25 protein-coding genes and 1 tRNA gene are annotated in these 21938 nt (G+C 29.1%); 5 read left to right on the forward strand and 21 right to left on the reverse strand.

The genetic code is table 11. The features are described 5' to 3' along the window. Window positions 1-180: 180 nt before the first annotated feature. The 5 genes from ABXT45_RS04525 to ABXT45_RS04545 form a co-directional block, all read right to left on the reverse strand. Window positions 181-855, reverse strand: a complete 675-nt coding sequence (locus tag ABXT45_RS04525) for an ABC transporter permease (RefSeq protein ID WP_415312928.1) — start codon at window positions 853-855, stop codon at window positions 181-183. Next, window positions 855-1547 carry an ABC transporter permease gene (locus ABXT45_RS04530; RefSeq protein WP_006996681.1) on the reverse strand — a complete coding sequence of 231 codons (693 nt, stop codon included), beginning with the start codon at window positions 1545-1547 and terminating at the stop codon, window positions 855-857. The genes ABXT45_RS04525 and ABXT45_RS04530 overlap by 1 nt, the downstream gene beginning before the upstream one ends. Before the next feature lie 45 nt (window positions 1548-1592). Further along, window positions 1593-2444, reverse strand: a complete 852-nt coding sequence (locus tag ABXT45_RS04535) for a transporter substrate-binding domain-containing protein (RefSeq protein WP_415312929.1) — start codon at window positions 2442-2444, stop codon at window positions 1593-1595. A 61-nt stretch (window positions 2445-2505) separates the two neighbouring features. Further along, window positions 2506-3546, reverse strand: a complete 1041-nt coding sequence (gene speD / locus ABXT45_RS04540; RefSeq protein WP_415312930.1) for an adenosylmethionine decarboxylase — start codon at window positions 3544-3546, stop codon at window positions 2506-2508. 111 nt (window positions 3547-3657) lie between these two features. After that, window positions 3658-4182 (reverse strand): 5'-methylthioadenosine nucleosidase, encoded by a 525-nt coding sequence (locus tag ABXT45_RS04545; protein WP_415312931.1) that lies wholly within the window; start codon window positions 4180-4182, stop codon window positions 3658-3660. Between the two features lie 37 nt (window positions 4183-4219). Between ABXT45_RS04545 and ABXT45_RS04550 the strand changes: the two genes are divergently transcribed. Continuing rightward, window positions 4220-4747 carry an adenine phosphoribosyltransferase gene (locus ABXT45_RS04550; protein WP_415312932.1) on the forward strand — a complete coding sequence of 176 codons (528 nt, stop codon included), beginning with the start codon at window positions 4220-4222 and terminating at the stop codon, window positions 4745-4747. A 1-nt stretch (window position 4748) separates the two neighbouring features. Here the strand turns inward: ABXT45_RS04550 and ABXT45_RS04555 are convergent. From ABXT45_RS04555 to ABXT45_RS04570, 4 genes are all read right to left on the reverse strand, one after another. Then, window positions 4749-4825: transfer RNA gene (locus ABXT45_RS04555), tRNA-Met, on the reverse strand. Between the two features lie 65 nt (window positions 4826-4890). After that, window positions 4891-5118: a hypothetical protein gene (locus ABXT45_RS04560; RefSeq protein WP_415312933.1), complete on the reverse strand. Its 228-nt coding sequence runs from the start codon at window positions 5116-5118 to the stop codon at window positions 4891-4893. Between the two features lie 41 nt (window positions 5119-5159). Continuing rightward, a complete protein-coding gene (locus ABXT45_RS04565) occupies window positions 5160-7604 on the reverse strand; it encodes a GcvT family protein (RefSeq protein ID WP_415312934.1) in 2445 nt (814 codons plus the stop codon). A 46-nt stretch (window positions 7605-7650) separates the two neighbouring features. Then, window positions 7651-8094 (reverse strand): cytochrome c, encoded by a 444-nt coding sequence (locus ABXT45_RS04570; protein ID WP_415312935.1) that lies wholly within the window; start codon window positions 8092-8094, stop codon window positions 7651-7653. 18 nt (window positions 8095-8112) lie between these two features. Here ABXT45_RS04570 and ABXT45_RS04575 point away from each other — a divergent pair, with 18 nt between their 5' ends. Next, window positions 8113-8640 carry a cytochrome b gene (locus ABXT45_RS04575; protein ID WP_415312936.1) on the forward strand — a complete coding sequence of 176 codons (528 nt, stop codon included), beginning with the start codon at window positions 8113-8115 and terminating at the stop codon, window positions 8638-8640. On the opposite strand, the gene ABXT45_RS04580 is transcribed toward ABXT45_RS04575, so the two are convergent. After that, window positions 8637-9350: a class I SAM-dependent methyltransferase gene (locus ABXT45_RS04580; RefSeq protein WP_415312937.1), complete on the reverse strand. Its 714-nt coding sequence runs from the start codon at window positions 9348-9350 to the stop codon at window positions 8637-8639. The genes ABXT45_RS04575 and ABXT45_RS04580 overlap by 4 nt on opposite strands. A 51-nt stretch (window positions 9351-9401) precedes the next feature. Here ABXT45_RS04580 and ABXT45_RS04585 point away from each other — a divergent pair, with 51 nt between their 5' ends. Genes ABXT45_RS04585 through ABXT45_RS04595 form a run of 3 tightly spaced genes read left to right on the forward strand, consistent with a single transcriptional unit; the run spans window position 9402 to window position 12731 of the window. Further along, window positions 9402-10355, forward strand: coding sequence for an ADP-ribosylglycohydrolase family protein (locus tag ABXT45_RS04585; protein WP_415312938.1), 954 nt, complete (start codon window positions 9402-9404; stop codon window positions 10353-10355). Then, the gene (locus tag ABXT45_RS04590) at window positions 10356-11675 is read left to right on the forward strand and encodes an MATE family efflux transporter (RefSeq protein WP_415312939.1); all 1320 of its coding nucleotides are present in this window, start codon (window positions 10356-10358) and stop codon (window positions 11673-11675) included. A 36-nt stretch (window positions 11676-11711) separates the two neighbouring features. Continuing rightward, window positions 11712-12731, forward strand: a complete 1020-nt coding sequence (locus ABXT45_RS04595; RefSeq protein ID WP_415312940.1) for an MBL fold metallo-hydrolase — start codon at window positions 11712-11714, stop codon at window positions 12729-12731. 220 nt (window positions 12732-12951) lie between these two features. On the opposite strand, the gene ABXT45_RS04600 is transcribed toward ABXT45_RS04595, so the two are convergent. The 11 genes from ABXT45_RS04600 to ABXT45_RS04650 all read right to left on the reverse strand — a co-directional run bounded on the left by ABXT45_RS04600 (window position 12952) and on the right by ABXT45_RS04650 (window position 21934). Then, window positions 12952-13317 (reverse strand): TlpA family protein disulfide reductase, encoded by a 366-nt coding sequence (locus ABXT45_RS04600; RefSeq protein ID WP_415312941.1) that lies wholly within the window; start codon window positions 13315-13317, stop codon window positions 12952-12954. Between the two features lie 45 nt (window positions 13318-13362). After that, window positions 13363-14256: a DMT family transporter gene (locus ABXT45_RS04605; protein WP_415312942.1), complete on the reverse strand. Its 894-nt coding sequence runs from the start codon at window positions 14254-14256 to the stop codon at window positions 13363-13365. 23 nt (window positions 14257-14279) lie between these two features. After that, window positions 14280-14597, reverse strand: a complete 318-nt coding sequence (locus ABXT45_RS04610; RefSeq protein ID WP_271492942.1) for an AzlD domain-containing protein — start codon at window positions 14595-14597, stop codon at window positions 14280-14282. After that, complete coding sequence (locus tag ABXT45_RS04615) at window positions 14597-15295, reverse strand: AzlC family ABC transporter permease (RefSeq protein ID WP_415312943.1); 699 nt, start codon at window positions 15293-15295, stop codon at window positions 14597-14599. The genes ABXT45_RS04610 and ABXT45_RS04615 overlap by 1 nt, the downstream gene beginning before the upstream one ends. Before the next feature lie 18 nt (window positions 15296-15313). Continuing rightward, the gene (locus ABXT45_RS04620; protein ID WP_415312944.1) at window positions 15314-16372 is read right to left on the reverse strand and encodes an ABC transporter ATP-binding protein; all 1059 of its coding nucleotides are present in this window, start codon (window positions 16370-16372) and stop codon (window positions 15314-15316) included. 4 nt (window positions 16373-16376) lie between these two features. Beyond that, window positions 16377-17996, reverse strand: coding sequence for an ABC transporter permease (locus ABXT45_RS04625; protein ID WP_415312945.1), 1620 nt, complete (start codon window positions 17994-17996; stop codon window positions 16377-16379). Between the two features lie 141 nt (window positions 17997-18137). Then, complete coding sequence (locus ABXT45_RS04630; protein ID WP_415312946.1) at window positions 18138-18692, reverse strand: peroxiredoxin; 555 nt, start codon at window positions 18690-18692, stop codon at window positions 18138-18140. 82 nt (window positions 18693-18774) lie between these two features. Beyond that, window positions 18775-18960 (reverse strand): hypothetical protein, encoded by a 186-nt coding sequence (locus ABXT45_RS04635; RefSeq protein ID WP_415312947.1) that lies wholly within the window; start codon window positions 18958-18960, stop codon window positions 18775-18777. Window positions 18961-18967: 7 nt separating this feature from the next. Beyond that, window positions 18968-19987, reverse strand: a complete 1020-nt coding sequence (locus tag ABXT45_RS04640) for an extracellular solute-binding protein (protein ID WP_415312948.1) — start codon at window positions 19985-19987, stop codon at window positions 18968-18970. 436 nt (window positions 19988-20423) lie between these two features. After that, window positions 20424-21701 carry an isocitrate lyase gene (gene aceA, locus ABXT45_RS04645; RefSeq protein WP_415312949.1) on the reverse strand — a complete coding sequence of 426 codons (1278 nt, stop codon included), beginning with the start codon at window positions 21699-21701 and terminating at the stop codon, window positions 20424-20426. A gap of 65 nt (window positions 21702-21766) precedes the next feature. Then, the gene (locus ABXT45_RS04650; RefSeq protein WP_415277838.1) at window positions 21767-21934 is read right to left on the reverse strand and encodes a hypothetical protein; all 168 of its coding nucleotides are present in this window, start codon (window positions 21932-21934) and stop codon (window positions 21767-21769) included. Between the last annotated feature and the right edge of the window lie 4 nt (window positions 21935-21938).

Here is a 21938-nt window from a genome sequence, read left to right on the forward strand (position 1 = left end):
TCTAAAAAAACTGACTTTCTTCTTCATATTATTAATAACTCTACAATCTTGTAACACTGTTACTGGAACGGTTGAGGGTACTGTGATTGGTGTCGCAAAAGACGTCAAGACAACTTATCATTACACAACTTGTATATTTACTGAAATTCAGTGTGGTGACCTTAATTTAGACTAAAAAAATTATTGAAAACTATATTTCTTTTCTAAATATTTTATCAAGTTGTGAATAGTAAAAGTCATAAACAAATAAATCCCACCCGCTAAAAGAAACACCTCTAAAGGTTTGTAGGTGGTTGATACAATGTGTTTTGCAACACCCGTAATATCCATTAATGTTACAGTGCTTGCAAGTGATGTGCCCTTCATCATTAATATAATTTCATTACCATAAGCTGGTAAAGATTGTCTAATCGCTACTGGAATTTGAATTTTATATAAAATAATTTTATTTGATATCCCCAGACTTTTACCAGCTTCTATAATTCCAGGTTTAATAGTCTGAAAAGCAGATCTTAAAATTTCTGAAGTATAAGCTCCCGTATTTAAAGCAAATGCAATAATTGCACACCAATAAGGTTCTTTTAATATAACCCAAAGAAAAGTTAATCTTAACCATTCGATTTGTCCAAGACCATAATAAATTATAAATATTTGAACCAATAAAGGAGTTCCTCTAAATAAATAAGAATACCCGTAGGCAAACTTATTTATAAATGGGTTTTTGTTTAATCTTAAAACTGCAAATAAAAATCCAATAAATAAACCAATAATTAAAGATGCTGATAATAATTTTAAAGTTATAACTGCAGCACTAAGTAGTTTTGGCAAGCTTGTTAACATTAAATCAATATCCATTAAAAGCCTCTACTGTATTTAACTTCAAGTCTGTTAATTAGTTTCATACTTAAAAATGTTAGCATTAAATATAAAACAGCTGCAAAACAGTAAAAGAATAAAGGATCTCTAGTAGAACCTGCTGCAATATAAGATTGCCTCATGATCTCAACTAAACCTGTAACTGATATTAAAGATGTATCTTTTAAAGTAATCTGCCAAACATTACTCAAGTTTGGAATAGCTAATCTTAACATTTGAGGTAGAATTATTTTATAAAATTGTACAAATTTACTAACACCTAAAACTTTGGCAGCTTCAAATTGGCCTTTATCAATTGATTGAATAGCACCTCTAAATACTTCTGTTGAATAAGCTCCAGATATAATGCCGATTGCAACTGAACCCGTAATAAATGCATTAATTTCTATATATTCAAAGTATCCAAAAATTGAAGCAACATACATTATTGCTCCACTACCCCCAAAAAAGAAAAGGTAAATTACTAATAATTCTGGAACCCCTCTGATAACTGTTGTGTACGTATTGCCAATAAAATTTAGAAATTTATTATTTGATAATTTAAGTGGCGTAAAGATTAATGAAAATAAAAAACCAATTAACATTGCAGTAACTGCTACTGCAATTGTCATTAGAGTTGCATAAAACAACTCGTCTCCCCAGCCTGTTTTTCCGAATGATAAAAGGTCCATATCGAAAGGGCGACTAAATAAATAGCCGCCTTTTCAAAATATTATTTACATAGAAGCGTCAAAGCCAAAATGCTTGATCGCTAATTTGCTGATGATTCCTTGTTTTCTAGCAGTGTTAATTGCTTTGTTGAAATCTTTAAGAAGTTTTGCATCTCTTGTACCGATTGCATCATCTCCACCTTGTCTAATTCCAACACCAACACCATTACCAAAAGCACCACCTGAAAAAGTAGGTCCAACTAGTACTACTGGTTTTCCTGATTTATCCGCATAATCAGTGAATGCAACTGCTGCAGCTAATGCAACATCACATCTACCAGAAGTTAAGTCTAGATTTACTTCATCTTGAGTTTTGTAAGTTCTAACATTTACTTTACCTACGTCACCAGACTCTAAAAAGTTTTGGTGAATAGTTCCAGTTTGTGTACAAACAGTTTTTCCAGCAAGCGCAGCTGTTAAAGTTTTAAGAGTTTTTTTAATAGCACTTCCACCTAAAGTTAAATTAATACCTTCTGGTGTATCCATGCTCTCTAAACTTGAACCTTTCATTACTGCAAGGGCTGCAACTTCGTCAGCATAACCTTGTGAAAAAGTAATTGTTTTTTGTCTTTCAGCGGTAATTGACATTCCTGCCATGATCACATCAAACTTTCTCATTAACAAAGCTGGAATCATTCCATCCCAATCTTGTTCAACGATAGTACATTCATATTTCATGATTGCACAAAGCTCTTTTGCCAACTCTACCTCAAAACCAATAAGAGCACCTGAAGCATCCTTAGAGTTCCATGGTGGGTAGGCACCTTCTGTTCCAATCTTTATTTTATCAGCGTAAACGTTTCCGATTAATAATAAAGATGCAAGAACACTTAATATTGTTTTTTTAAATATATTCATTTTTTCCTCCATATGATTATGAGGATTTATTTCACAATTTTAATAATTTAAAAAGAAATTTTTAGTGATTAATTGATGATGAAAAGTTCCAAGAACAGTCAAAACTTGGGATGTAAACCCTATCCAAAGTTGTATTTCCAAAATTCTTGTTGAAAACATCTAACCATTTCTCTACTTGCTCTGGTTTCTTATCTTGGCTACCCACTTGAGCGGTAATTACTCCATTTGGCTTTAATATTCTAATCAAGGAATCCATATTTTTAGCTGCAAGATCTATGCAAAACTGATCGTCGTTAAGATCTACAAAAATTTTATCATACTTATCATCTTCAACAGATTTTATGCTTTCAAAAGCATCTCCCCAAATACATTTAACTGAATTTTTTTCTGTTGATTTATTACCAATGCTTCCAAGGTGTTTGTTGCAAACTTCAACTACTTCTGGATCAAGTTCATACCAATCTATAAAATCAAAACCTTTAGACATACACTCTCTTGCAACTCCTCCATCACCTCCACCAATGATAGCAGCAGTGCCCATGTCTTTATTTAATTTTAAAGCAGCATTTACAAATGTTGAGCTATATAAAACTTCATCATTTGTTGCGACTTGAATTTCGTTATCAATGAACAATGATTTACCAAATTGTTCTAGGTCTAATATCTCAATATGTTGACCCACTTTAGATTTAAAATCTTCTAAAACCTCATTTACTACATAAGATTTTTGTAATCCAGGCGAACTGTAAATGTCATGATACAAAGACTTAGTATCTCTATCGAAAGCTTTTGTAACAATTCTTTTATGTTTGAATTCTTTTTTTACAATATCAAATGCAATAGAGGGACTTACTTTTCCACATGTGAAAAAATCAAAACTAATAATTCCTTTTTCTGGAAACGTATGAAAACTGATGTGACTCTCAGCTAATAAAGCAAGTATAGTGAAACCTTGAGGCTCAAATTTATACTTTGAAATTTCAAGAATTGTAACTTCTGCAGCTTTTGCAATTTTACGTATTACATTCTCGTAGACTGAAGGGTCATACTCTTGAGTAGTGCCTATGATGTCTAAAGTTATATGTTCACCTACTTTAGTCATAAAAATTATTCCCTCTTATAATTTTTTATTAATATTAAATTTGAAGATTTTATATAGGTGTATTGATAATTTTCAACAATTAATGAATTTTTTGATATTTTACTTATTAAATTAAAACTGAGTGTTTATTAAGCTTGTAAATGCAGTGGCCCCTAGAGCTAGATTTTTATTCCAATCATTGTCAGCATTTTCATCCGCATTATCAGATATGTATTTAAAACATTTAAATTCAATATTTTCTAACTTACAAACTTTTGCAATAGCATAGGCTTCCATATCAACCACATCAACTTCCATATCTATCTTTTTATTGACAAAACTATCTCCCGTTCCACAGGAATAACCATCTTTTGATGTAATAATTTCTTTAATTTTATCAAAGGGTGTCTCTCCTAATTCAAAATCTAACCCTCTAACATCCATATCTCTTTGATAGAATTTAGTACATTCAACGATTCCTTTTAGCTTAGTATTAATTGCTCCTGCTGTACCATAATTGATAATTAGTTTTGGTTTGTGAATATTAATTAACTTTAATGTGTTGTAAGTTGCATTTATTTTTCCAACTCCAACATGGCTAAAATAGTCTAATCCAATCGTTTCTTCTTTAATTGCTGCTAGGAATAATTTGTCCATAGATTTTTTTTACTAAAGATATAAATATATTAATATAATGAATTTAAAAGATTATATTAGGTCTATTCCAGATTATCCAAAAAAAGGAATTTTATTTAGAGATATAACAACTTTAATTAAAGACGCAGATGCATTTGAAGAATGCATCAATCAGATAATTGAGAGATCCAAAAATTTTAAAATAGATAAAATTGCTGCAATTGAATCAAGAGGGTTTGTATTTGCTTCTGCTGTTTCTTATCTTCTTAAAAAACCTTTTATTATGTTTAGAAAAAAAAATAAACTTCCTGCTGAAACTCATTCTGTTGATTTTGAACTAGAGTATGGAACGGCAACTATAGAAGTTCACAAAGATTCAATTGATAAAGACGACTCAATTTTAATTATAGATGATTTAATAGCAACAGGTGGAACAGCTGAAGCTGCGGCTAAACTAGTGGAAATGTCGAATGCTAAAATTGCTGCATTTGTTTTTGCAATTAATCTTTTTGACCTAGGTGGATCTGATAATTTAGTTAAAAAAGGTTATAAGGTCGAAAACTTAATGGATTTTCCAGGACATTAACTGGTAGCGGGAAGTGGAATCGAACCACTGACCTCAGGCTTATGAGTCCTGCGCTCTAACCGACTGAGCTACCCCGCCACTTAATTATTGATGATTTATAATAGATTTTTATTTTAGTGCAATCAAGTATTTGAATGAGTTGTTTACTTTAAGACTGTGATTAAAGTTGCCAATAAAGATAGTCCTAATAGAGTGGAGCCATAAAAAATGATTTTTCGTTTTGTTTCAATTTTTTTATCTATTTTTACTCTGTTTAGTAATTTGTTGATATCAACAACTTGTTTTTCACTTACGTGCTGTGCTTCAGATAATCTTTTTGTATTTATATTTTGATCAATTGACTTACCATTATGAAAATACACTTTTCGCATATCAATATTTAATCACCAATTATTTAGCTTCACAACTAAAATTATAAAAATCTAGCTTGTCTATCTTTTAAGGGGGTAATTTCTACCATTGCTTGGTATTTTTTTTTAGCAACCTCAATATATAGATCCATTTTTGAAAGTTCTTCATTTGAATGTGATGAACTTACATATCCAAAAGACAGGTTTTTTTTATAATTAAAGGAATAATTCCCAGATGTCGTTCTTCCTATAATTTTGTCTTCAAGATAAATTGGCTCTTCATGTAATAATAGAGGTGTGCCTGGCTTACTATTCTTTAGTGAAAGCATAATAAATCTTCTATTTGATTTTTGATCTTTTATTTTTAATAAGCTTTCTTTGCCAATAAAGTTGATTTCTTTTTTGTAACTAATTGCAAAATTTAATCCCGCTTCATATTGATTTTCTTCTGGAGAAATATCATGACCCCAGTGTAAAAAACCACTTTCCATTCTCATGGTATCCATTGCGTGTGACCCACAATGAGATAAATTATGATTTTTTCCCTCATCAATAATTAATTGATAAATTTCTTTAGCATCATTATTTTCCATATAAAGTTCAAATCCTAATTCACCAACATAAGACAATCTTTGAGCCCAAACTTTTTTTGAACCAAGGGTTACAAATTTTCCACAACCAAATTTCAGTGTTTCATTGCTAAAATCATCATTTGAAATTTTTGAAATTAAATTTCTACTTTTTGGTCCAAAAATTCCTAAACAAACTAGATCATCAGTAATATCTTTAAACTCTAAATTTGGTGATAAATGTTTTATAATATGGGCTTTATCATGAGTTCTTGTTGCAGCTGAACTTATTATTCTAAAATGATTTTTATCAATACAAATAACTGTTAAGTCTGTTTCAATTCCTCCTGCCTCATTCAGCATTTGTGTATATGTTGATCTACCTATTTCATCTTTAATGTTAGCTGTACATATTCTTTGTAGTTCACTGAGCGCTTGCTCTCCTTTTATTTCGTATTTTGAAAAAGGAGAGAGCTCATACAAACCAACATTTGTAATTGTATTTTTTGTTTCAAATTCAACTGAAGGATACCAATTCTGATAATCAAAGCTGTATTTGTATTCTGCTTTTTCATTATTCTTTGCGTACCACATAGGTCTTTCGTATTCACCAGATACACCAAAGCACGCTCCTTCTTTTTTTAATTCTTCATGATAGGGTAATAGTCTTTGATTTCTTGAAGTGTTATGCTGTTTATAAGGCCAGTGCATTCCATATAAATCACCAAGTGTTTCCGTTACCCTTTCCATAATAAATTTTTTAGATGAATGAAATTTTTGAAATCTTTTAATATCAAGTGAAAATAAATCTTCGTTCATGTATCCATTGATCATCCATTCAGCAGTAACTCTACCCGCACCCCCAGAGCTTGCTATGCCGATACTGTTAAATCCACAACATGTAAAAAGATTATTAACTTCAGAGGTTTCTCCTAAAAGATATTGAGTATCAGGTGTAAAAGATTCAGGTCCTGAAAAAAATTTTCTAATTCCGGCAGTTTCTAACATGGGTAATCTTTGAAATGATTTTTCCAAATAAGGTTCAAAGTGATCAAAATCATCTGGAAATTCTCCAAACGAAAAATCTTCTGGTACAACCCCTTTGTCTTTAAAGGCAGGTTTTGCATTAGGTTCAAATATTCCAACTAACATTTTCCCAGCATCTTCTTTTAAATAAAGACAGGAATTATAGTCTCTTAAAACTGGTAAGTTTTTAGGCAATTTATCTAATGGTTCTGTGATTATATAAAAATGCTCATTTGGATATAATGGAATACTCACACCAATATCTTCTCCAATTTGCCTCGACCACATCCCGGTTGCAATTACAACGTATTCACAATCAATTTTGCCAAATTTAGTTTGAATGCCAACAATTTTTTTATCTTTAACCAATATTTTTTCAACTGGAGTTTTCTCAAATATCTGAGCCCCTTCCATCTTTGCAGCTTTAGCCAATACATTTGTAACCCCTATAGGATCTGCCTGACCATCTTCTGGCATATAAACTCCACCTAAAATGTCATCATCATTTATAACTGGATAGAGTTCTTTTATTCTTTGTCTACTAACGCTTTCAACATTGACATCAAATAATTGTGCAGCTGTTGCTTGTCTTAATAATTCTTGTAATCTTTCAGGTGTGCTTGCAACTGTGATTGCTCCATTTTGTTTTAATCCAGTTGATAATCCAGTCTTTTTTTCTAATTCTTTATAAAGATTTAAAGAATATTTTCTAAGACGTGTAATGGTGGATGAGGCTCCTAGTTGACCAACAAAACCTGCTGCATGCCAAGTAGTTCCTGAAGTTAACTGATCTCTTTCCAATAATATCGTATCTTTCCAACCATACTTTGCAAGGTGATAGGCAACAGAACAACCAGCAACACCACCTCCTATAACTACTACTTTTGCTGATTTTGGTAATACGGATGGCATTTATAATTTAACAATATTAAAATTTTCAAATACTAACAACTAAATCTTAATGTTCAGCTCTAAATTTAGAGTGACAAGATTTACAACTACTCCACATATATTTTCCAAGAGTTGCTTTCATACCTTCTGTTTCATCAATAACAGAAGTTAGCTCAATCATATTGTTTGAAGCTTTTGTCATTAATAAATTAAATTCATCTTTATTTTCCCAAATAGAAGGCAAAGCTTCTGTTCCAAACCCTACTTTTGAATTTTCAGGAAAAAGATCTAATAATCTTTTATAATTAACACTCATTTCAATCATTAATTTTTTTGCTTCATTTATATCTCCATTAGAAGCAAGACTGTTAACTCTTTTGGCGGTTTTATAATTTTTACTAAAAATAGATTTTCTTTCTTTAATAATCTCTTCTACAGTTTGTTCAGAAAAAGCACTGAAACTATAAAATAATATAAATATAAAAAATAAAGTATTTTTAATTATTGTCATAATGTGTTTAATTTAAATATGTCTATATTAAATAATAAAATAAAATATGGATTACTTAGTAAATTATTCCACTGGCTAACTGCCGCAGGATTAATAGTTCAAATACCTTTAGGGTTTTATTTAGTGGATTTAGACTTTGATCAAACTAGGGTTGATATAGAAAATTATCATATATTATTTGGATTAATCATATTTTACGTAACTTTAATAAGACTGATCTTTAAAGTATTAACGCCAATTCCTGATTTTAAAGGAAGTGCTTTTCTAGGACAAAAATTTATAGCAAGATTAAATCACTTATTATTATATTTGGCTTTGTTAACAGTCACAACCTCAGGTATCTTAAAAAAACTATTTAATGGTGAAAGCTTAGTTATTTTTTTTAAAAAAATTAATTTAACTTATAATTATGAACTTTCTGAGCAGTTTTATTCAATGCATGTATTGGCTAATTATGCATTGATTGGATTAATTACATTGCATATTTTAGCTGCACTGTTTCATAAATTTTTTTTAAGAGAAAATATTTTAAAGAGAATTCTTTAAACTTTCAAAAATATTATACATTTGAGTTTATCTTTAAATGAAATATTTTTTTTATATTTAAGATCAACCTCCTTAATACCATCGGAAATTTGAAGTGGGCTAAATTTTAATAAAGTTGATATATAACGTTGTTTTATCATCTTTGAGTAAATATTTTTTTTAATATTAACTTTAAAATTAAATTTGGTGATCTTTTTTTTAATATCAAGCTGAAGTAGTTTTTTCCAAATAAAATTATCTCTTATAAATGATTGCTTAAGCTTTTGTTTCATTAAACAAAATGTAGGTATTTCATTACTTTTGGTATCTAAAGTTAAAATTAAAATAATCCCTCCCACTTCTAAACTGGCGTATGAATAGCTTAATATCTTCTTAATGTCTTTTAAGTTAAATAAGTGAATAGTTTGTTTAATTAATATTAAATCAAATTTCTTTTTATTATTTCTAAGATATTTAATTGCATTTGTTTTTTTAAATATAATTCTTTTGTCAAAATCTTTATGATTTTCGACATCAATTCCAATAGGCTTATTTATTAATTTGAGTTTAGAGGATAATGAGCCCATTATCTTGCCACGACCACATCCAATATCTAAAAATTTTGAGTGTTTAGTTAATTTTTTTTGTTTTAGTAAAAAATTATTGAAGGACTGGATATATTTTGTAGATGAAATCCAAGTTTTGTTGTCCCAATTTTTAAAACTTAACATTACTTAATTTAAAACATTTTAACTTATATTTAAATAAAGTATTAGTTATTGATGTTAAATAAATTACATATATTTCTTGGCGCAACTGTTGCAGATGCAGCAGCAAGACCTTTGCATTGGGTCTATGATGAAAAAAAACTTAAATCTTATATTAAAGGAAAAAAGAATATTGCTTTCTTTAGGAAAAATAGATCTCCATTCTACTCTATTAAAACAGGTGAAATTTCTGGATACAACGATGTAGGTCAGGTTATGTTTAAAACATTAACAAAAACTACCAACCATAAAGAAGTTGTTAAACTTTTTAAAAAAAATATTGTCAAAAATTTTGGCCCAGGTTCAAAGTACTGGAAAAATTTATCTTTAAGAAAAAAATACAAAAAGATTAAATGGAAAACAGCCATGAAAGGCCCATGGATTCATCAAAATATTTTAGAAACCATTAAAAATATTAAATTAAAAAAAACCATCACAGGTGGGACTAAAGTTAACGAGTCTGATGGATATTGCGCAAGTCTACCCTTTTATTTTTCAAACAATTCTGACCAAAAAACTAAACAAATTATAAGAACGGTTGCTAATGGTAAAATTAGTGAACAATTTGCTTTGGCAAAACTTAAGATTATTGATTTAGCTGATAAAGGAGACAAGGATCCAATTAATAGTTTTTTAAGAAAAAATATAAAAAATAAATATTTTAAAAATGTTATTGAAAACATCAAAAAAGTTAAAAAAATAAAGTCAAAACCACACAATTTCGTTGTAAAAAAATTTGGTAAGGCATGTAGTTATCCAGGTACTTTTAATGGTGCAATACATGCAATTATCACCTCTAAAAGTTTTAAAACTGCCATTATTAAAACAATTAAAGCTGGTGGATGTAATTGTTCGCGTGCTAATTTTGTTGGTGCTTATTTTGCAGCTTACAAAGGTATAAAAGGTATTCCTCAAGATTGGATTAAAAAAACAAATCCTGCTAAATCTATACTTAAGTTTATTGCTTAAATGCAAAACCCCTCAATTAAATATATTTTAAAATTATCTATTCCTATTTTTTTTGCAAATTTAGCCATTCCAATGGTTGGTATTATTGATACTGGTTTAATGGGTAATCTCGGTAATTTATCATATTTATCAGCAACTTCTGTTGCTGCTAATTTATTTTCTATGATTTTTTGGAGCTTTGGTTTTTTAAGAATGGGGACTGTTGGTTTAGTTTCACAAGCTTATGGTAAAGAAGATTACACAGAAATATTTAATATTGTTGTTCGAAATTTAGTTTTTGTTTTACTAATTTCATTGATCTTAATTTTATTACAAAGTTATATATTCAATCAAAGTGTGGGTATCTTTAATTTATCAGACACTACTAAGCAATTTTATCAGGATTACTTTCAAATAAGAATTTATTCAGCACCTGGTGAGTTAACACTTTACATTATAACTGGTTTATTTGTTGGATTACAAAAGACCAAAATCTCAAGTTTAGCCGTTGGTCTTTTTTCAATTCTAAATATAATTTTAAGTATTATTTTAGTTTCAAAATTTAATTTAAATATTAAAGGGGTTGCTTATGGGACTTTATTCTCAGCACTTTTAATATCCACAACTTTTCTAGGTTATACATTTTGGTATCTAAATAAAATGTCTAAAATTTATATCAACATTAATAAATTAATAGATCTTAATAAACTTAAGAATATTTTTAATATTAATCTAAACATATTTATTAGAACTATATTATTAACCTTTTCATTTTTTTGGTTTACTTACCTCGGGAGCCGAATTGGTGAAGACTACATTGCAGCCAATGCCATCTTAATTAACTTAGTTTTTTTGTCTGCTTTCATTCTTGATGCTTACGCATTTTCAACTGAGGGTATGGTTGGATATTCTTTGGGTAAAAAAGATATAAATTTATTTAAAAAGATTGTTAAAAACTCTTTTATTTTAAGTGCACTTACCGGATTAATTATTTCAATAATTTATTTTTTTATTAACAAGTACGTCATTGCATTAATGTCTGATATTGAAAGTATTAGAAATTTAAGCTCATCTTATGTGATATGGCTAATACTGATGCCTTTAATTTCATCTTTTTGTTATCAATTTGATGGAATATTTATTGGTGCATCACAAACAAAAGAACTTAGAAATGCGATGATTTTCTCAGTATTTTCTTATTTATTAATATCTTTATATTTAACAAAAATAATGGGCAATACTGGAATATGGATTTCCTTGTGTTTGTTCATGGTGTTAAGAGCGTTATCTCTATTTTATTATTTAGATAAAATTTATTTAAGATTTGGTACTATTAAATAGATTCTACTATTCTCAATATAATGATAATGTATTCAAATGTTATTTCGTCAATTATTTGACAAGAGTTCAAGTACCTACACTTATTTAATTGCTTCCGCTAAAGGTAGGGAGGCTTTAATCATTGATCCTGTATTAGAAAATGTTGAAAGATATATACAGATATTAAAAGAGTTAGATTTAAAATTAGTAAAAGTAATAGATACACACATACATGCAGATCATATCTCGGGGATTGCAGAACTAAGAGATCAAACAAATTGTGTAACAATTATGGGTGATAAAACACCAGTAGATGTTGTATCTATGCAAGTATCAGATGAAGAATTAATCGAAATTGATGGTCTAGAATTTAGAGCTTTATTCACACCAGGTCATACATCAGAAAGTTTTAGTTTCTTGATGAATGATAGGGTTTTTACTGGTGATACACTATTGATTAGAGGAACTGGAAGAACTGATTTTCAAAATGGTGATCCACGAGATTCTTATAATTCTATTTTTAATAAATTATTAAAATTACCTGATGAAACTTTGGTGTATCCAGCTCATGATTATAAAGGGGATACTGTAAGTACCATTTTAGAAGAAAAAAAATTTAACCCACGACTGCAAGTAAAGTCAGTTAATGAATATATAGAAATTATGAATAATCTTAATTTACCTGACCCTAAATTAATGGATGTAGCAGTTCCTAATAATTTAAAACTTGGAATAGATCTTGATAAACAAAAAGTTAATAACGGGATTGAACCTAATGAGTTTAAAAATTGTTTATTAGAAAAAGATATAATTTTAATAGATCTTAGAGAGCAAAATGAACTAGATAAAATTGGAAAGATTAAAAATAGTATAAGAGTTTCTTTCCCAGAAATTAATGATTACTTAAATAAAAATAAAACTAAATTACAGAATAATAAAATTTTGTTTTATTGTGCTATTGGTCAAAGATCTACTCTGGCAGTACAAATATCAAAGTCTTATCAATATAATAAATGCTTACATTTAATTGGTGGTCTAAAAAACTGGAAACAAGCTGGTTTAGAATTGATTAAATAAATTTAATTATGAATGTATTTATAATTTTATCATTACTTGTAATTGTAATTGGGATTATCCTATTGGTAGCTTCTCCATCAGTATTATTTAAATTGAACTGGGAAGAAAAAACAGGAAAAGACAAAATCCTCATGTTCTTGTTTTATGGTATTTTGGTTTATATAATAAATATAATTTTTTGGATCGTCAAATAATCATTAATAGGCTTTATTATTCGAGATTAAGATTTTATTAATTCGTAAATTTTAGCTTTATCCATTTGGCCAATGCTTCTCTGTACTTCTTTATTATTTTTATAAACAACAATAGTAGTCCAATAATCAATACCTAATTGTTTTGCTATATCTTTATCTTTGGTTTGCTCAAAACTTAAAAAAAGAACATTTTTAAATTTTTTTTCAGCTTGATCTAGAATTTTTATCTGCACTTTACAAGTTGTACAAGTTTCATTCCAAGAATTAATAACAACTGTTTTTCCTTCAAGTTGAGCCTTTTGAAAAATTTCATTATTAAAAGTTGTGCTTTTATCGACCGCAAAAGCTTTAAATGTAAATAATGCAAAAATTATAATTAATATTTTTTTCATATTTTAATCATATGTCTTAAAAGTTCGATTAACAAGATTTTGATTTTATTTTATAACCCCAATCTTTTTTTGTCTTGAAATAATAATTAATCCACTAATAACAATTATTAAAGCTCCTATATAAGTATTAGTTAAAGGCACCTCATCAAATAAAAAATATCCATATAATATTCCCCATAAAATAACTGAATATCTAAATGTTGATGTGACAGAAACTAGTGCGATTTTGATTGTTGCTATTGAAAAAATGTAGCCTAATGCTAGAAAAAAAGCAGCAATAAATAAAATAAATATATCCTTTAAACTAAAATCATAAAATTTATAAATACTTAACAAGCCAAAAAGAGCCGTAACAACAAAACAGGTCATAAATGCAATTTGTAGGCTGGGGTAATCTTTTTTAAAATTTTTTGTATACATGTCTCTAATCGAAAGCATAATTGCTGCAATTATAGGAAAGATAAAATAATAACTAGTCTCTAATTTTCCAGGATTAATTACCACCACCACACCAACAAAACCCAATAACACTGCACTCCATCTTCTCCATCTAACTTTTTCTCTTAAAAATATTGCACTAAATGCAGTTAATAAAATTGGTGCCATGCTTAATAAAATATAAACATTTGCAAAGGGTAATAGAGCAATACCAATAAAAAAAAATAAAGCTGCTAAGGATTCTAAAATGCCTCTCACTCTTAATTCATTTGAAGTAAAGATTAATTTAAAATTAAGTTCTTTCTTAATGTAAAGAAATAATAAAATGAAAAGTAATGTAAAAATACCCCTAATAAAAATGATTTGGTTTAAAACAAATATCTCATCATAGTTTTCGTAAATAACTTTTACAAAAGCATCATTTGTTGCAAATGAGAATTGACATAAAAGCATATAAAATATGCCAAGTAAATCGTTGCTGACTTTAAATTTATGAAACATTAGAGGTTTAATTATAAGTTTTTCTATTGGTAATATACAAAAATCAAAAACCAATAAGAAATAAGTCCCACAAATATTGTGGCAATAATACTTCGACTAAAATAACCAATAATTATTGCAAATATAGAAGCTAATATTTTTGGATTATTTTCAATATCTATTGCGCCTGCACTATCTAGAAATATTGGTGGAAAGATTATTGCAGGAAAAATTGCAGAAGGTACATAAGAAAGTATTTTTTTTGTCTTATCGTTTAATATGTCCTCTTTTAATAAAAAAATCATAGAAAACCTTGTTAGATAAGTAATAATTCCACAATAAATAATTGTCGACCAATGCATTAATTTTTCTTTAAAGTTATCAAAGTTAATAATGTAGCAATTAGTAAAGCAGCTATGGCTGCAACGATAATATATGCTTGAAATGGTATTGTATTGTAGCCAATAGTTGCAACAATGCCTGATACCAACATCACAATAATATTTTTAAATTTTCTAAAATCATTAATTAACAAGGCCAAAAAGGTTAAAGAAATAGTAAAACTTAAACCTAACTCTTCAGGTATAACTGATCCTAGAACAATACCTAACACTGTTGATATTTGCCAAACTATCCAACAGGTAAAGCCAGCACCTAATAAGTGGTAATGTTTAAATTCATTTTCTTTATTCTTCTTAAAATAAGTATTTGAGACAGCAAATGCTTGATCAATTAACACGTAAGACAAAATTATTTTCCACGTTAATTTTAAATGAGATAAATATTCTGAAAAAACTGCCCCATATAATAAGTGTCTAGAATTTACCGCACCAACAGAAGTTATTGCAACTAAAGATGAAGCTCCGCCTGAAAATAACTGAAGTAAAACTATTTGAGAGGCTCCACCAAAAATTATAATAGACATTCCAAATGTCATGTACGCACCCAAACCTAATTCCATACCAATAACACCATAAATAATTCCAAATGGAACCACAGGTATCATTAAAGGACTTACGTCAATTATTCCTCTAGATAAGGTTTTTAATCTATCATTCATTTTAAGTTAAGTTTTGTATTAGAAACAAACTATATGATCAATATTAATTGGTCTCTTGATGCCAAATTTTTCATCTACTTGGTGTTGATGAATATGGTGAGAGTGTACAAAGACAGGTATTAATTTATTACTCATAGTTTTAAGGGTATAGATAAAATTTGTTCCCCTAAATTTTCTATCAACGACTTCTAATTTTAAATTACTCTGATCATCATGTTCCAGATCTTCTGGTTGTAATAAAAGCTGAACTTCAGATCCTTTTGGGTAATGTTTTATAAAATCACCAGTTATTGTACCTAAGTCAGCACTCTCTAAACTGTTTTCACCGGTAACTTTTGCTGGAATTAAAATTCCTCTATTCAAAAAGTTAACCACCTCTACAGAATTTGGAAAATGATAAACATTATACGGATCATCAAATTGTTTTAATTGCTCATCAAGAATTATTCCACATTTTGTACCCAAGTAAAAAGCTTCATACGAGTCATGTGTAACGATGATTGTTGTTATTTTTTGTTCAGTTAAAATTTGTTTCAACTTAACTTGAATTTCTTCTTTAAAACTTTGATCTACATTTGATAAAGGTTCATCTAATAATAATAAGTCTGGGTTAGATAATAAAGATCTGGCTAAAGAGGCTCTTTGCGCTTCACCAGAACTTATTTGATGTGGAAATTTATCAACTACATGATCAATATGAAGAAATTTAATTATCTCATTTATATTTAATCCTTTTTTCTTCTTTTTATTTCTCTCTGCACCAAATTTTATATTTTCTAAAACATTATAATGAGGGAAAAGTGAGTTATCTTGAAAGGCCATTGATATGTTTCTATCTTCAGGTTCCACATGGATATCTTTAGAGGAAAGTAATTTATTCTTTAATTTAATTTTTCCAGAATTAATTTTCTCTAAACCAGCAATTGTTCTAAGAATTGTAGTTTTACCAATTCCAGATGGACCTAATAAACAGATAATGTCTCCCTGATTTTCAATAGTTAATGAGACATTGCTTACTTTGTTTTGTGCACTAGCGGTAAATGTTACATTATCAATTTCTAGAAAATTTTTTGTCATAATTTTAGTCTTTAAGGATATATTTAGATGTAATTAATATAAAGAAACTTGCAATAATTATAAGAAATAATGATGGGGCTGCTGCGGCCTCTAATAAATCCTGAGAAGCATAGATATAAGCCTTTGTTGCAAAAGTTTCAAAATTAAATGGTCTCATAATTAGCGTAATTGGTAACTCTTTAATGATTTCAATGGCTAATAAAATTCCTATCAATAAAATTGAGTTTTTTAGATATGGGACATGTATGTTTTTGAATGTCTTGAATTTAGAATATCCAAGCAGATATGCACCTTCATCAATGGAATAATTAATTTTTAAATATCCTGATTTAATTCCATTGCTTGCTAATGAATAAAATCTAATAAAATATACCAAAACTAGGCCAAGAATAGAGCCTATAAAAATTGGCTTTATACTGTTCATTTCAAATTGACCTAGAATACTACTGTCAAACCATGAGATAAAGGTAATGAATGCTACCGCTAAAATAATCCCTGGTATTGCATATCCTGATATTGAAAATGTAGTTAGTGCTTCTAAAAATTTACTTTTAGAAACTCTATTCCCATAATTTGAAATAAAAGCTAAGGCAATTAACAAACAGCTAGATAAAATTACTAAAATTATAGTATTTGAAAATAAGTTAATTAAATCCAAATCAGCTAAATTTTTTGGAAAAATAATTGTCCAATAAAGCATTTGTAGAACGGGAAATAAAAAACTTATAGAAAAAACTAACATGCAAAAAGAAAATGCTAAAAATGATTTATATCCACTTAAATTGATAACTGATTTAGATTTAAATCCACCCTTAGAAGATGTGTGATACTGGGCTTTTTTTCTTGAAAAATTTTCCAAGATAAACAATCCAAGAATAAAAATTAATAGGTAAAATGATAATCTGTTAGCAAGAGTAAGATCATCAAAAGAAATCCAAGCATTATAGATTCCTGTAGTAAAAGTGGATATGCCAAAAAAAGATACAGATCCAAAATCCGACAAAGTTTCCATTGCAACTAACGACAGACCAGCAACGATAGCAGGTCTTGCGGAAGGAAGTATTATTTTAAAAAAAGATTTTTTTTTAGAAAAGCCAAGATTTTTTCCAAGTTCTATTAAATTTTGTGACTGATAGTGAAATGATGTTCTGGTTAAAACATAAACATAACCAAATAATGAAAATGATATTGAAATTATAGCACCAGTCATTCCATCAAATTTAGGAATATGAGAATTATAATTCCCTTCTCCAAATAAATTTTTTAAAATTGAAAAAGCTGTTCCATAATTTTCAAAAAAAGCAGTTAAGGAATATGCGTAAATATATGCTGGGACAGCAAAAGATAAGATCAAAGACCATTTAAAGAAATTTACACCTGGAAAATTATAAAATGAAACTAAGTAAGCACATCCAACACCAATTATAAATGTTAAAAATAAAACACCTATTAAAAGTACTAAGGAATTATAAATGTAATCGTAAAGAAAAGTATTCTTTAAAATTAAACTATAGTTTCCAGTGGTTTCAAAAAAACTACTGAATACTGTTAAAATTGGAGCTGCCACTACTAAAGAAATAAATAGAGATGCTACATACCAAATATTTATTTTTCCAAATCCCATATTTTATATTACCTTAATAATTATTTTTAAGAAACTTCCCTTGTTACCAAGGGAAGTCAATACCAACTCTAAAACCAATTTGAGAGAGAGATTATAGAGCTAATTCTTAAAAATTTCTTATACGCTTTAAGTTTTCAGCTTTTATTGTTTAGATAGATATTCTATGCAGTTTTCTGGCGTTGTTTGTTCATATGGATCAGGATCACTTCCATCATTATTCATACCGTCCTCTTGCCACCATTTTTCAACTATGCCATCATTAATAATCGTACAATATCTCCAGCTTCTTTGACCAAAACCAACATGTTTTTTGTCAACTAACATGCCCATTGCCCTTGTAAAATCAGCATTTCCATCAGGTAATACCTTAACTTTTCTCAATTTTTGTTGATCAGCCCATGCATTCATAACAAAGCCATCATTAACACTAATACAATAAATCTCATTAATTCCTAAACCTAACAATTTATCATAATTTTCTTCAAATCCTGGTAACTGTTTTTCAGAACATACTGGTGTAAATGCACCTGGTAATGAAAATAGTATTATTTTTTTACCTTTTAATATTTCATCAGTACTTACATCAACCCACTTTCCAATTTTTCTTGTTTTCAAAACTATATTTGAACATTTTTTTCCTTCTATCATTCTATTCCTGTTGTTTTTTAAGTGTTTGTTTAATTGAATTACTTGCATTTGAATTTTTTAGTGCTCATAGTTAAATTAGGTAGGGTAAATACCTTTTGTAGAGCTATGAGCACAATCATTAAAAAGAAAATTATGTATTAAAAGGAGAGAGAATATGTGCAACCTCTTTATCTTCAATATCTGATAATTTTCTATTATTTATTTTTCTATTGATTTTTTTACACTCTGCTGCACATGGATCACAAGCTTTCAGAGATTGAGACCAATTTATGTCAGAAGATTTATCTAAATCAATATTAAATAAATTCTTTTTCACTAACTTATTACTTCCAACTTGCAGCTAACATACACTCTAGTGCCGTAGCTTGTTGTTTTCCATAATTAGCAACTTTAGTTTCTAAATCTTGATTGTATCCAAGACCCATTTGTTTAACTAATGCATGAGGCTCAACACCATCAATCATTGGATATTCAAATGTATTATTAACTATGTGTTCTTGTGCTTCTTTAGTTAATAAAAACTCAAGTAGTTTTTTTGCATTATCAGGATTTGGTGCCGTTTTAATTACTCCTCCTCCACTAATGTTCATGTGAGTTCCTCTATCTCCTTGGTTAGGGAAAAAAGGTAAAACTTTTTTAGCAGCTGCTTGTTGTTCAGCACCTTTTTTTCCAGATAGCATCAAAGCATAGTAGTATGTGTTAGCTACTGCTAGATCAGCTTCACCTGCGGCTACGGCTAAAATTTGAGCTCTATCATTTCCTTTAGAGTCTCTAGCCATGTTAGCCACAACACCTTTTGCCCAAGAACAAGTTTCTGCTTTACCATTGTTTTTTACTAATGACGCAACAAGAGATTGGTTATAGATATTGTTAGATTTTCTTATAACAACTCTACCTTTCCATTTGGGATCAGCAAGACCTTCGTAAGTCATACCGTTAAGCTCATTTGCGTTTACTCTTTCTGGTGAGTAATACATAATTCTTGCTCTCTTAGCTATTCCAGTCCATTTAGCAGTTCTAAAGTTTGCTGGAACTGCAGCTTTAATTGCAGCAGTCATAGAATTTTGGAACATTCCTTTTGCAGCGAATGCACCTAATCTTCCTGCGTCAGCAGTAATATAAAGGTCAGCCTTTGAATCAGTACCTTCTTCAGTAATTCTTTTTTGAAGAGCCTTATCTTTACCAGATACAACGTTTACTTTAATTCCAGTTTTTGCTGTAAATTTTTTGTAAAGCTGAATATCTGAATCGTAATGTCTTGCGCTGAATACATTAACTTCAGCAGCAAATGTCATGTCTGCAAATAAAGCCATAAAAAATGCAATAATTGTAAGTTTTTTCATTGTTTGTCTTTCGTTTTGTTGATTTAATTAGATTAGAATGCTTATTATTAGCATTGCGAATGATTATCAATCGCACTAAATGTCGCATTTTGTATGGTTTAATTAAGATAATATCAGGATAAGCAAATTACTCACAAAAGACAGGGAGATAACAAAACCTGTAAAAAAATTACAATACATTAAGGTAACTGTGCGATTTCTAATCCTTCTTTTTCTTACAAAGGGCTTATCATCAAGATCTGAAATATCTCTTTCACCAATAACTTTATAATCATAAGTCCAACGCCAAATAGAATTACCAAATCTCTTATCGCTGTTATTATAATAGATAATCCAAGCAACAATATATTGATGAGAAATATAGAAAATGATTAAAAGTATTCCACTTAAGATCATTTAAATATTAGAACATATTTAAAGTTTAAGTAAAGACTAATTAAAACTGTTCAGATTCTGTAGAGCCTGCCATAGCAGTTGTAGAGCTTTTTCCACTACTTATAGTATTTGAAACTGCATCAAAATAAGATGTTCCAACTTCTCTTTGATGTTTAACACTTGTGTAACCATCCTTCTCTCTAGCGAACTCAAGCTCTTGGATTTTAGAATAAGCAGTCATTCCTTCAGTTTTATATTTTTCCGCAAGTTCAAAAATTGCAATATTTTGAGTGTGAAATCCAGCAAGGGTAATAAATTGAAACTTATAACCCATCTCACTAATCTTTTGTTGGAATGTTGAAATCTCTGCATCTGATAAATGCTTCTTCCAATTGAACGAGGGAGAGCAATTGTAAGCTAATAATTTACCAGGAAACTTTTCATGAATTGCGTCTGCAAACTTTTTTGCTTCTTCTAAGTTTGGTGTCGCTGTTTCACACCAAATTAAATCTGAATAAGGTGCGTATGCTAAACCTCTTGAGATAGCCTGTTCAATTCCATGCTTAACATAATAAAAACCTTCAGGAGATCTTTCTCCTGTCAAGAATGGTTTATCATTTTCATCAAAATCATTCGTAATTAATTTTGCAGCATTAGCATCAGTTCTTGCTAAAATTATCAAAGGCACATCTGCAATATCGGCAGCAAGTCTTGCAGCTTTTAAATTTTTAATCATAGTACCAGTTGGAACTAAAACTTTTCCACCCATGTGACCACATTTTTTTTCACTAGCTAGTTGATCTTCAAAGTGAACTCCTGCAGCTCCTGCTTTAATGAATTTTTTTGTTAATTCAAAAACATTTAATGGGCCACCAAATCCTGCTTCACCATCTGCAATAATTGGTAGCATATAATCTGTTCTATCTTTTGATTTCATGTCACCATCATGTAATTCCATATGTTGAATTTGATCTGCTCTTATTAAAGCATTATTCATCGACTCAACTAATTTTGGAGCACTATCATATGGGTATAAAGATTGATCAGGATACATTTCACCAGCAGTATTTGCATCAGCTGCTACTTGCCATCCACTTAAATAAATTGCTTTTAATCCGGCTTTGGCATGTTGAATAGCGTGATTTCCAGAGAGTGAACCCAATGTATTAATATAATTTTCTGAATTTAATAGATCCCATAATTTTTTAGATTGATGCTTACACATCGAATATTCAATTTTGATAGAACCTTTTAATCGTTCTACTTCTTCTGGAGTATAGTCTTTTTTGATTCCTAAAAATCTTTTTAAATCGTATGAAACTTTAGCTTCTGAGCTCATAGGTAGGTCTTTCTAGATTATGTATTAAGAAAATTAAATCGTGTGCAAATTAACGTTAAGAGGACTTATTTTTTTTCACTAAATTCTTGAGTGAATTCATTCATCCCACTAGAACCCCAATCACAATGATCGTCTCTTAGGTAAATACCTGATTGACTAAATTGATTCTGATTGTTGTTTTCGTTAATTTCTCTTTGATTTTCTTGATTTTTATTTATATTTTTATCGTTCATGTAA

This window comes from Candidatus Pelagibacter sp. Uisw_106, assembly GCF_047724975.1.
Classification (GTDB): Bacteria; Pseudomonadota; Alphaproteobacteria; order Pelagibacterales; family Pelagibacteraceae; genus Pelagibacter.

What these genes read in the sequence shown, in the direction of transcription:
- ABXT45_RS04525 (WP_415312928.1), bottom strand. Translation starts at nt 855, where the DNA reads ATGGATATTGATTTAATGTTAACAAGCTTGCCAAAACTACTTAGTGCT.
- ABXT45_RS04530 (WP_006996681.1), bottom strand. Translation starts at nt 1,547, where the DNA reads ATGGACCTTTTATCATTCGGAAAAACAGGCTGGGGAGACGAGTTGTTT.
- ABXT45_RS04535 (WP_415312929.1), bottom strand. Translation starts at nt 2,444, where the DNA reads ATGAATATATTTAAAAAAACAATATTAAGTGTTCTTGCATCTTTATTA.
- speD (WP_415312930.1), bottom strand. Translation starts at nt 3,546, where the DNA reads ATGACTAAAGTAGGTGAACATATAACTTTAGACATCATAGGCACTACT.
- ABXT45_RS04545 (WP_415312931.1), bottom strand. Translation starts at nt 4,182, where the DNA reads ATGGACAAATTATTCCTAGCAGCAATTAAAGAAGAAACGATTGGATTA.
- ABXT45_RS04550 (WP_415312932.1), top strand. Translation starts at nt 4,220, where the DNA reads ATGAATTTAAAAGATTATATTAGGTCTATTCCAGATTATCCAAAAAAA.
- ABXT45_RS04560 (WP_415312933.1), bottom strand. Translation starts at nt 5,118, where the DNA reads ATGCGAAAAGTGTATTTTCATAATGGTAAGTCAATTGATCAAAATATA.
- ABXT45_RS04565 (WP_415312934.1), bottom strand. Translation starts at nt 7,604, where the DNA reads ATGCCATCCGTATTACCAAAATCAGCAAAAGTAGTAGTTATAGGAGGT.
- ABXT45_RS04570 (WP_415312935.1), bottom strand. Translation starts at nt 8,094, where the DNA reads ATGACAATAATTAAAAATACTTTATTTTTTATATTTATATTATTTTAT.
- ABXT45_RS04575 (WP_415312936.1), top strand. Translation starts at nt 8,113, where the DNA reads ATGTCTATATTAAATAATAAAATAAAATATGGATTACTTAGTAAATTA.
- ABXT45_RS04580 (WP_415312937.1), bottom strand. Translation starts at nt 9,350, where the DNA reads ATGTTAAGTTTTAAAAATTGGGACAACAAAACTTGGATTTCATCTACA.
- ABXT45_RS04585 (WP_415312938.1), top strand. Translation starts at nt 9,402, where the DNA reads ATGTTAAATAAATTACATATATTTCTTGGCGCAACTGTTGCAGATGCA.
- ABXT45_RS04590 (WP_415312939.1), top strand. Translation starts at nt 10,356, where the DNA reads ATGCAAAACCCCTCAATTAAATATATTTTAAAATTATCTATTCCTATT.
- ABXT45_RS04595 (WP_415312940.1), top strand. Translation starts at nt 11,712, where the DNA reads ATGTTATTTCGTCAATTATTTGACAAGAGTTCAAGTACCTACACTTAT.
- ABXT45_RS04600 (WP_415312941.1), bottom strand. Translation starts at nt 13,317, where the DNA reads ATGAAAAAAATATTAATTATAATTTTTGCATTATTTACATTTAAAGCT.
- ABXT45_RS04605 (WP_415312942.1), bottom strand. Translation starts at nt 14,256, where the DNA reads ATGTTTCATAAATTTAAAGTCAGCAACGATTTACTTGGCATATTTTAT.
- ABXT45_RS04610 (WP_271492942.1), bottom strand. Translation starts at nt 14,597, where the DNA reads ATGCATTGGTCGACAATTATTTATTGTGGAATTATTACTTATCTAACA.
- ABXT45_RS04615 (WP_415312943.1), bottom strand. Translation starts at nt 15,295, where the DNA reads ATGAATGATAGATTAAAAACCTTATCTAGAGGAATAATTGACGTAAGT.
- ABXT45_RS04620 (WP_415312944.1), bottom strand. Translation starts at nt 16,372, where the DNA reads ATGACAAAAAATTTTCTAGAAATTGATAATGTAACATTTACCGCTAGT.
- ABXT45_RS04625 (WP_415312945.1), bottom strand. Translation starts at nt 17,996, where the DNA reads ATGGGATTTGGAAAAATAAATATTTGGTATGTAGCATCTCTATTTATT.
- ABXT45_RS04630 (WP_415312946.1), bottom strand. Translation starts at nt 18,692, where the DNA reads ATGCAAGTAATTCAATTAAACAAACACTTAAAAAACAACAGGAATAGA.
- ABXT45_RS04640 (WP_415312948.1), bottom strand. Translation starts at nt 19,987, where the DNA reads ATGAAAAAACTTACAATTATTGCATTTTTTATGGCTTTATTTGCAGAC.
- aceA (WP_415312949.1), bottom strand. Translation starts at nt 21,701, where the DNA reads ATGAGCTCAGAAGCTAAAGTTTCATACGATTTAAAAAGATTTTTAGGA.
- ABXT45_RS04650 (WP_415277838.1), bottom strand. Translation starts at nt 21,934, where the DNA reads ATGAACGATAAAAATATAAATAAAAATCAAGAAAATCAAAGAGAAATT.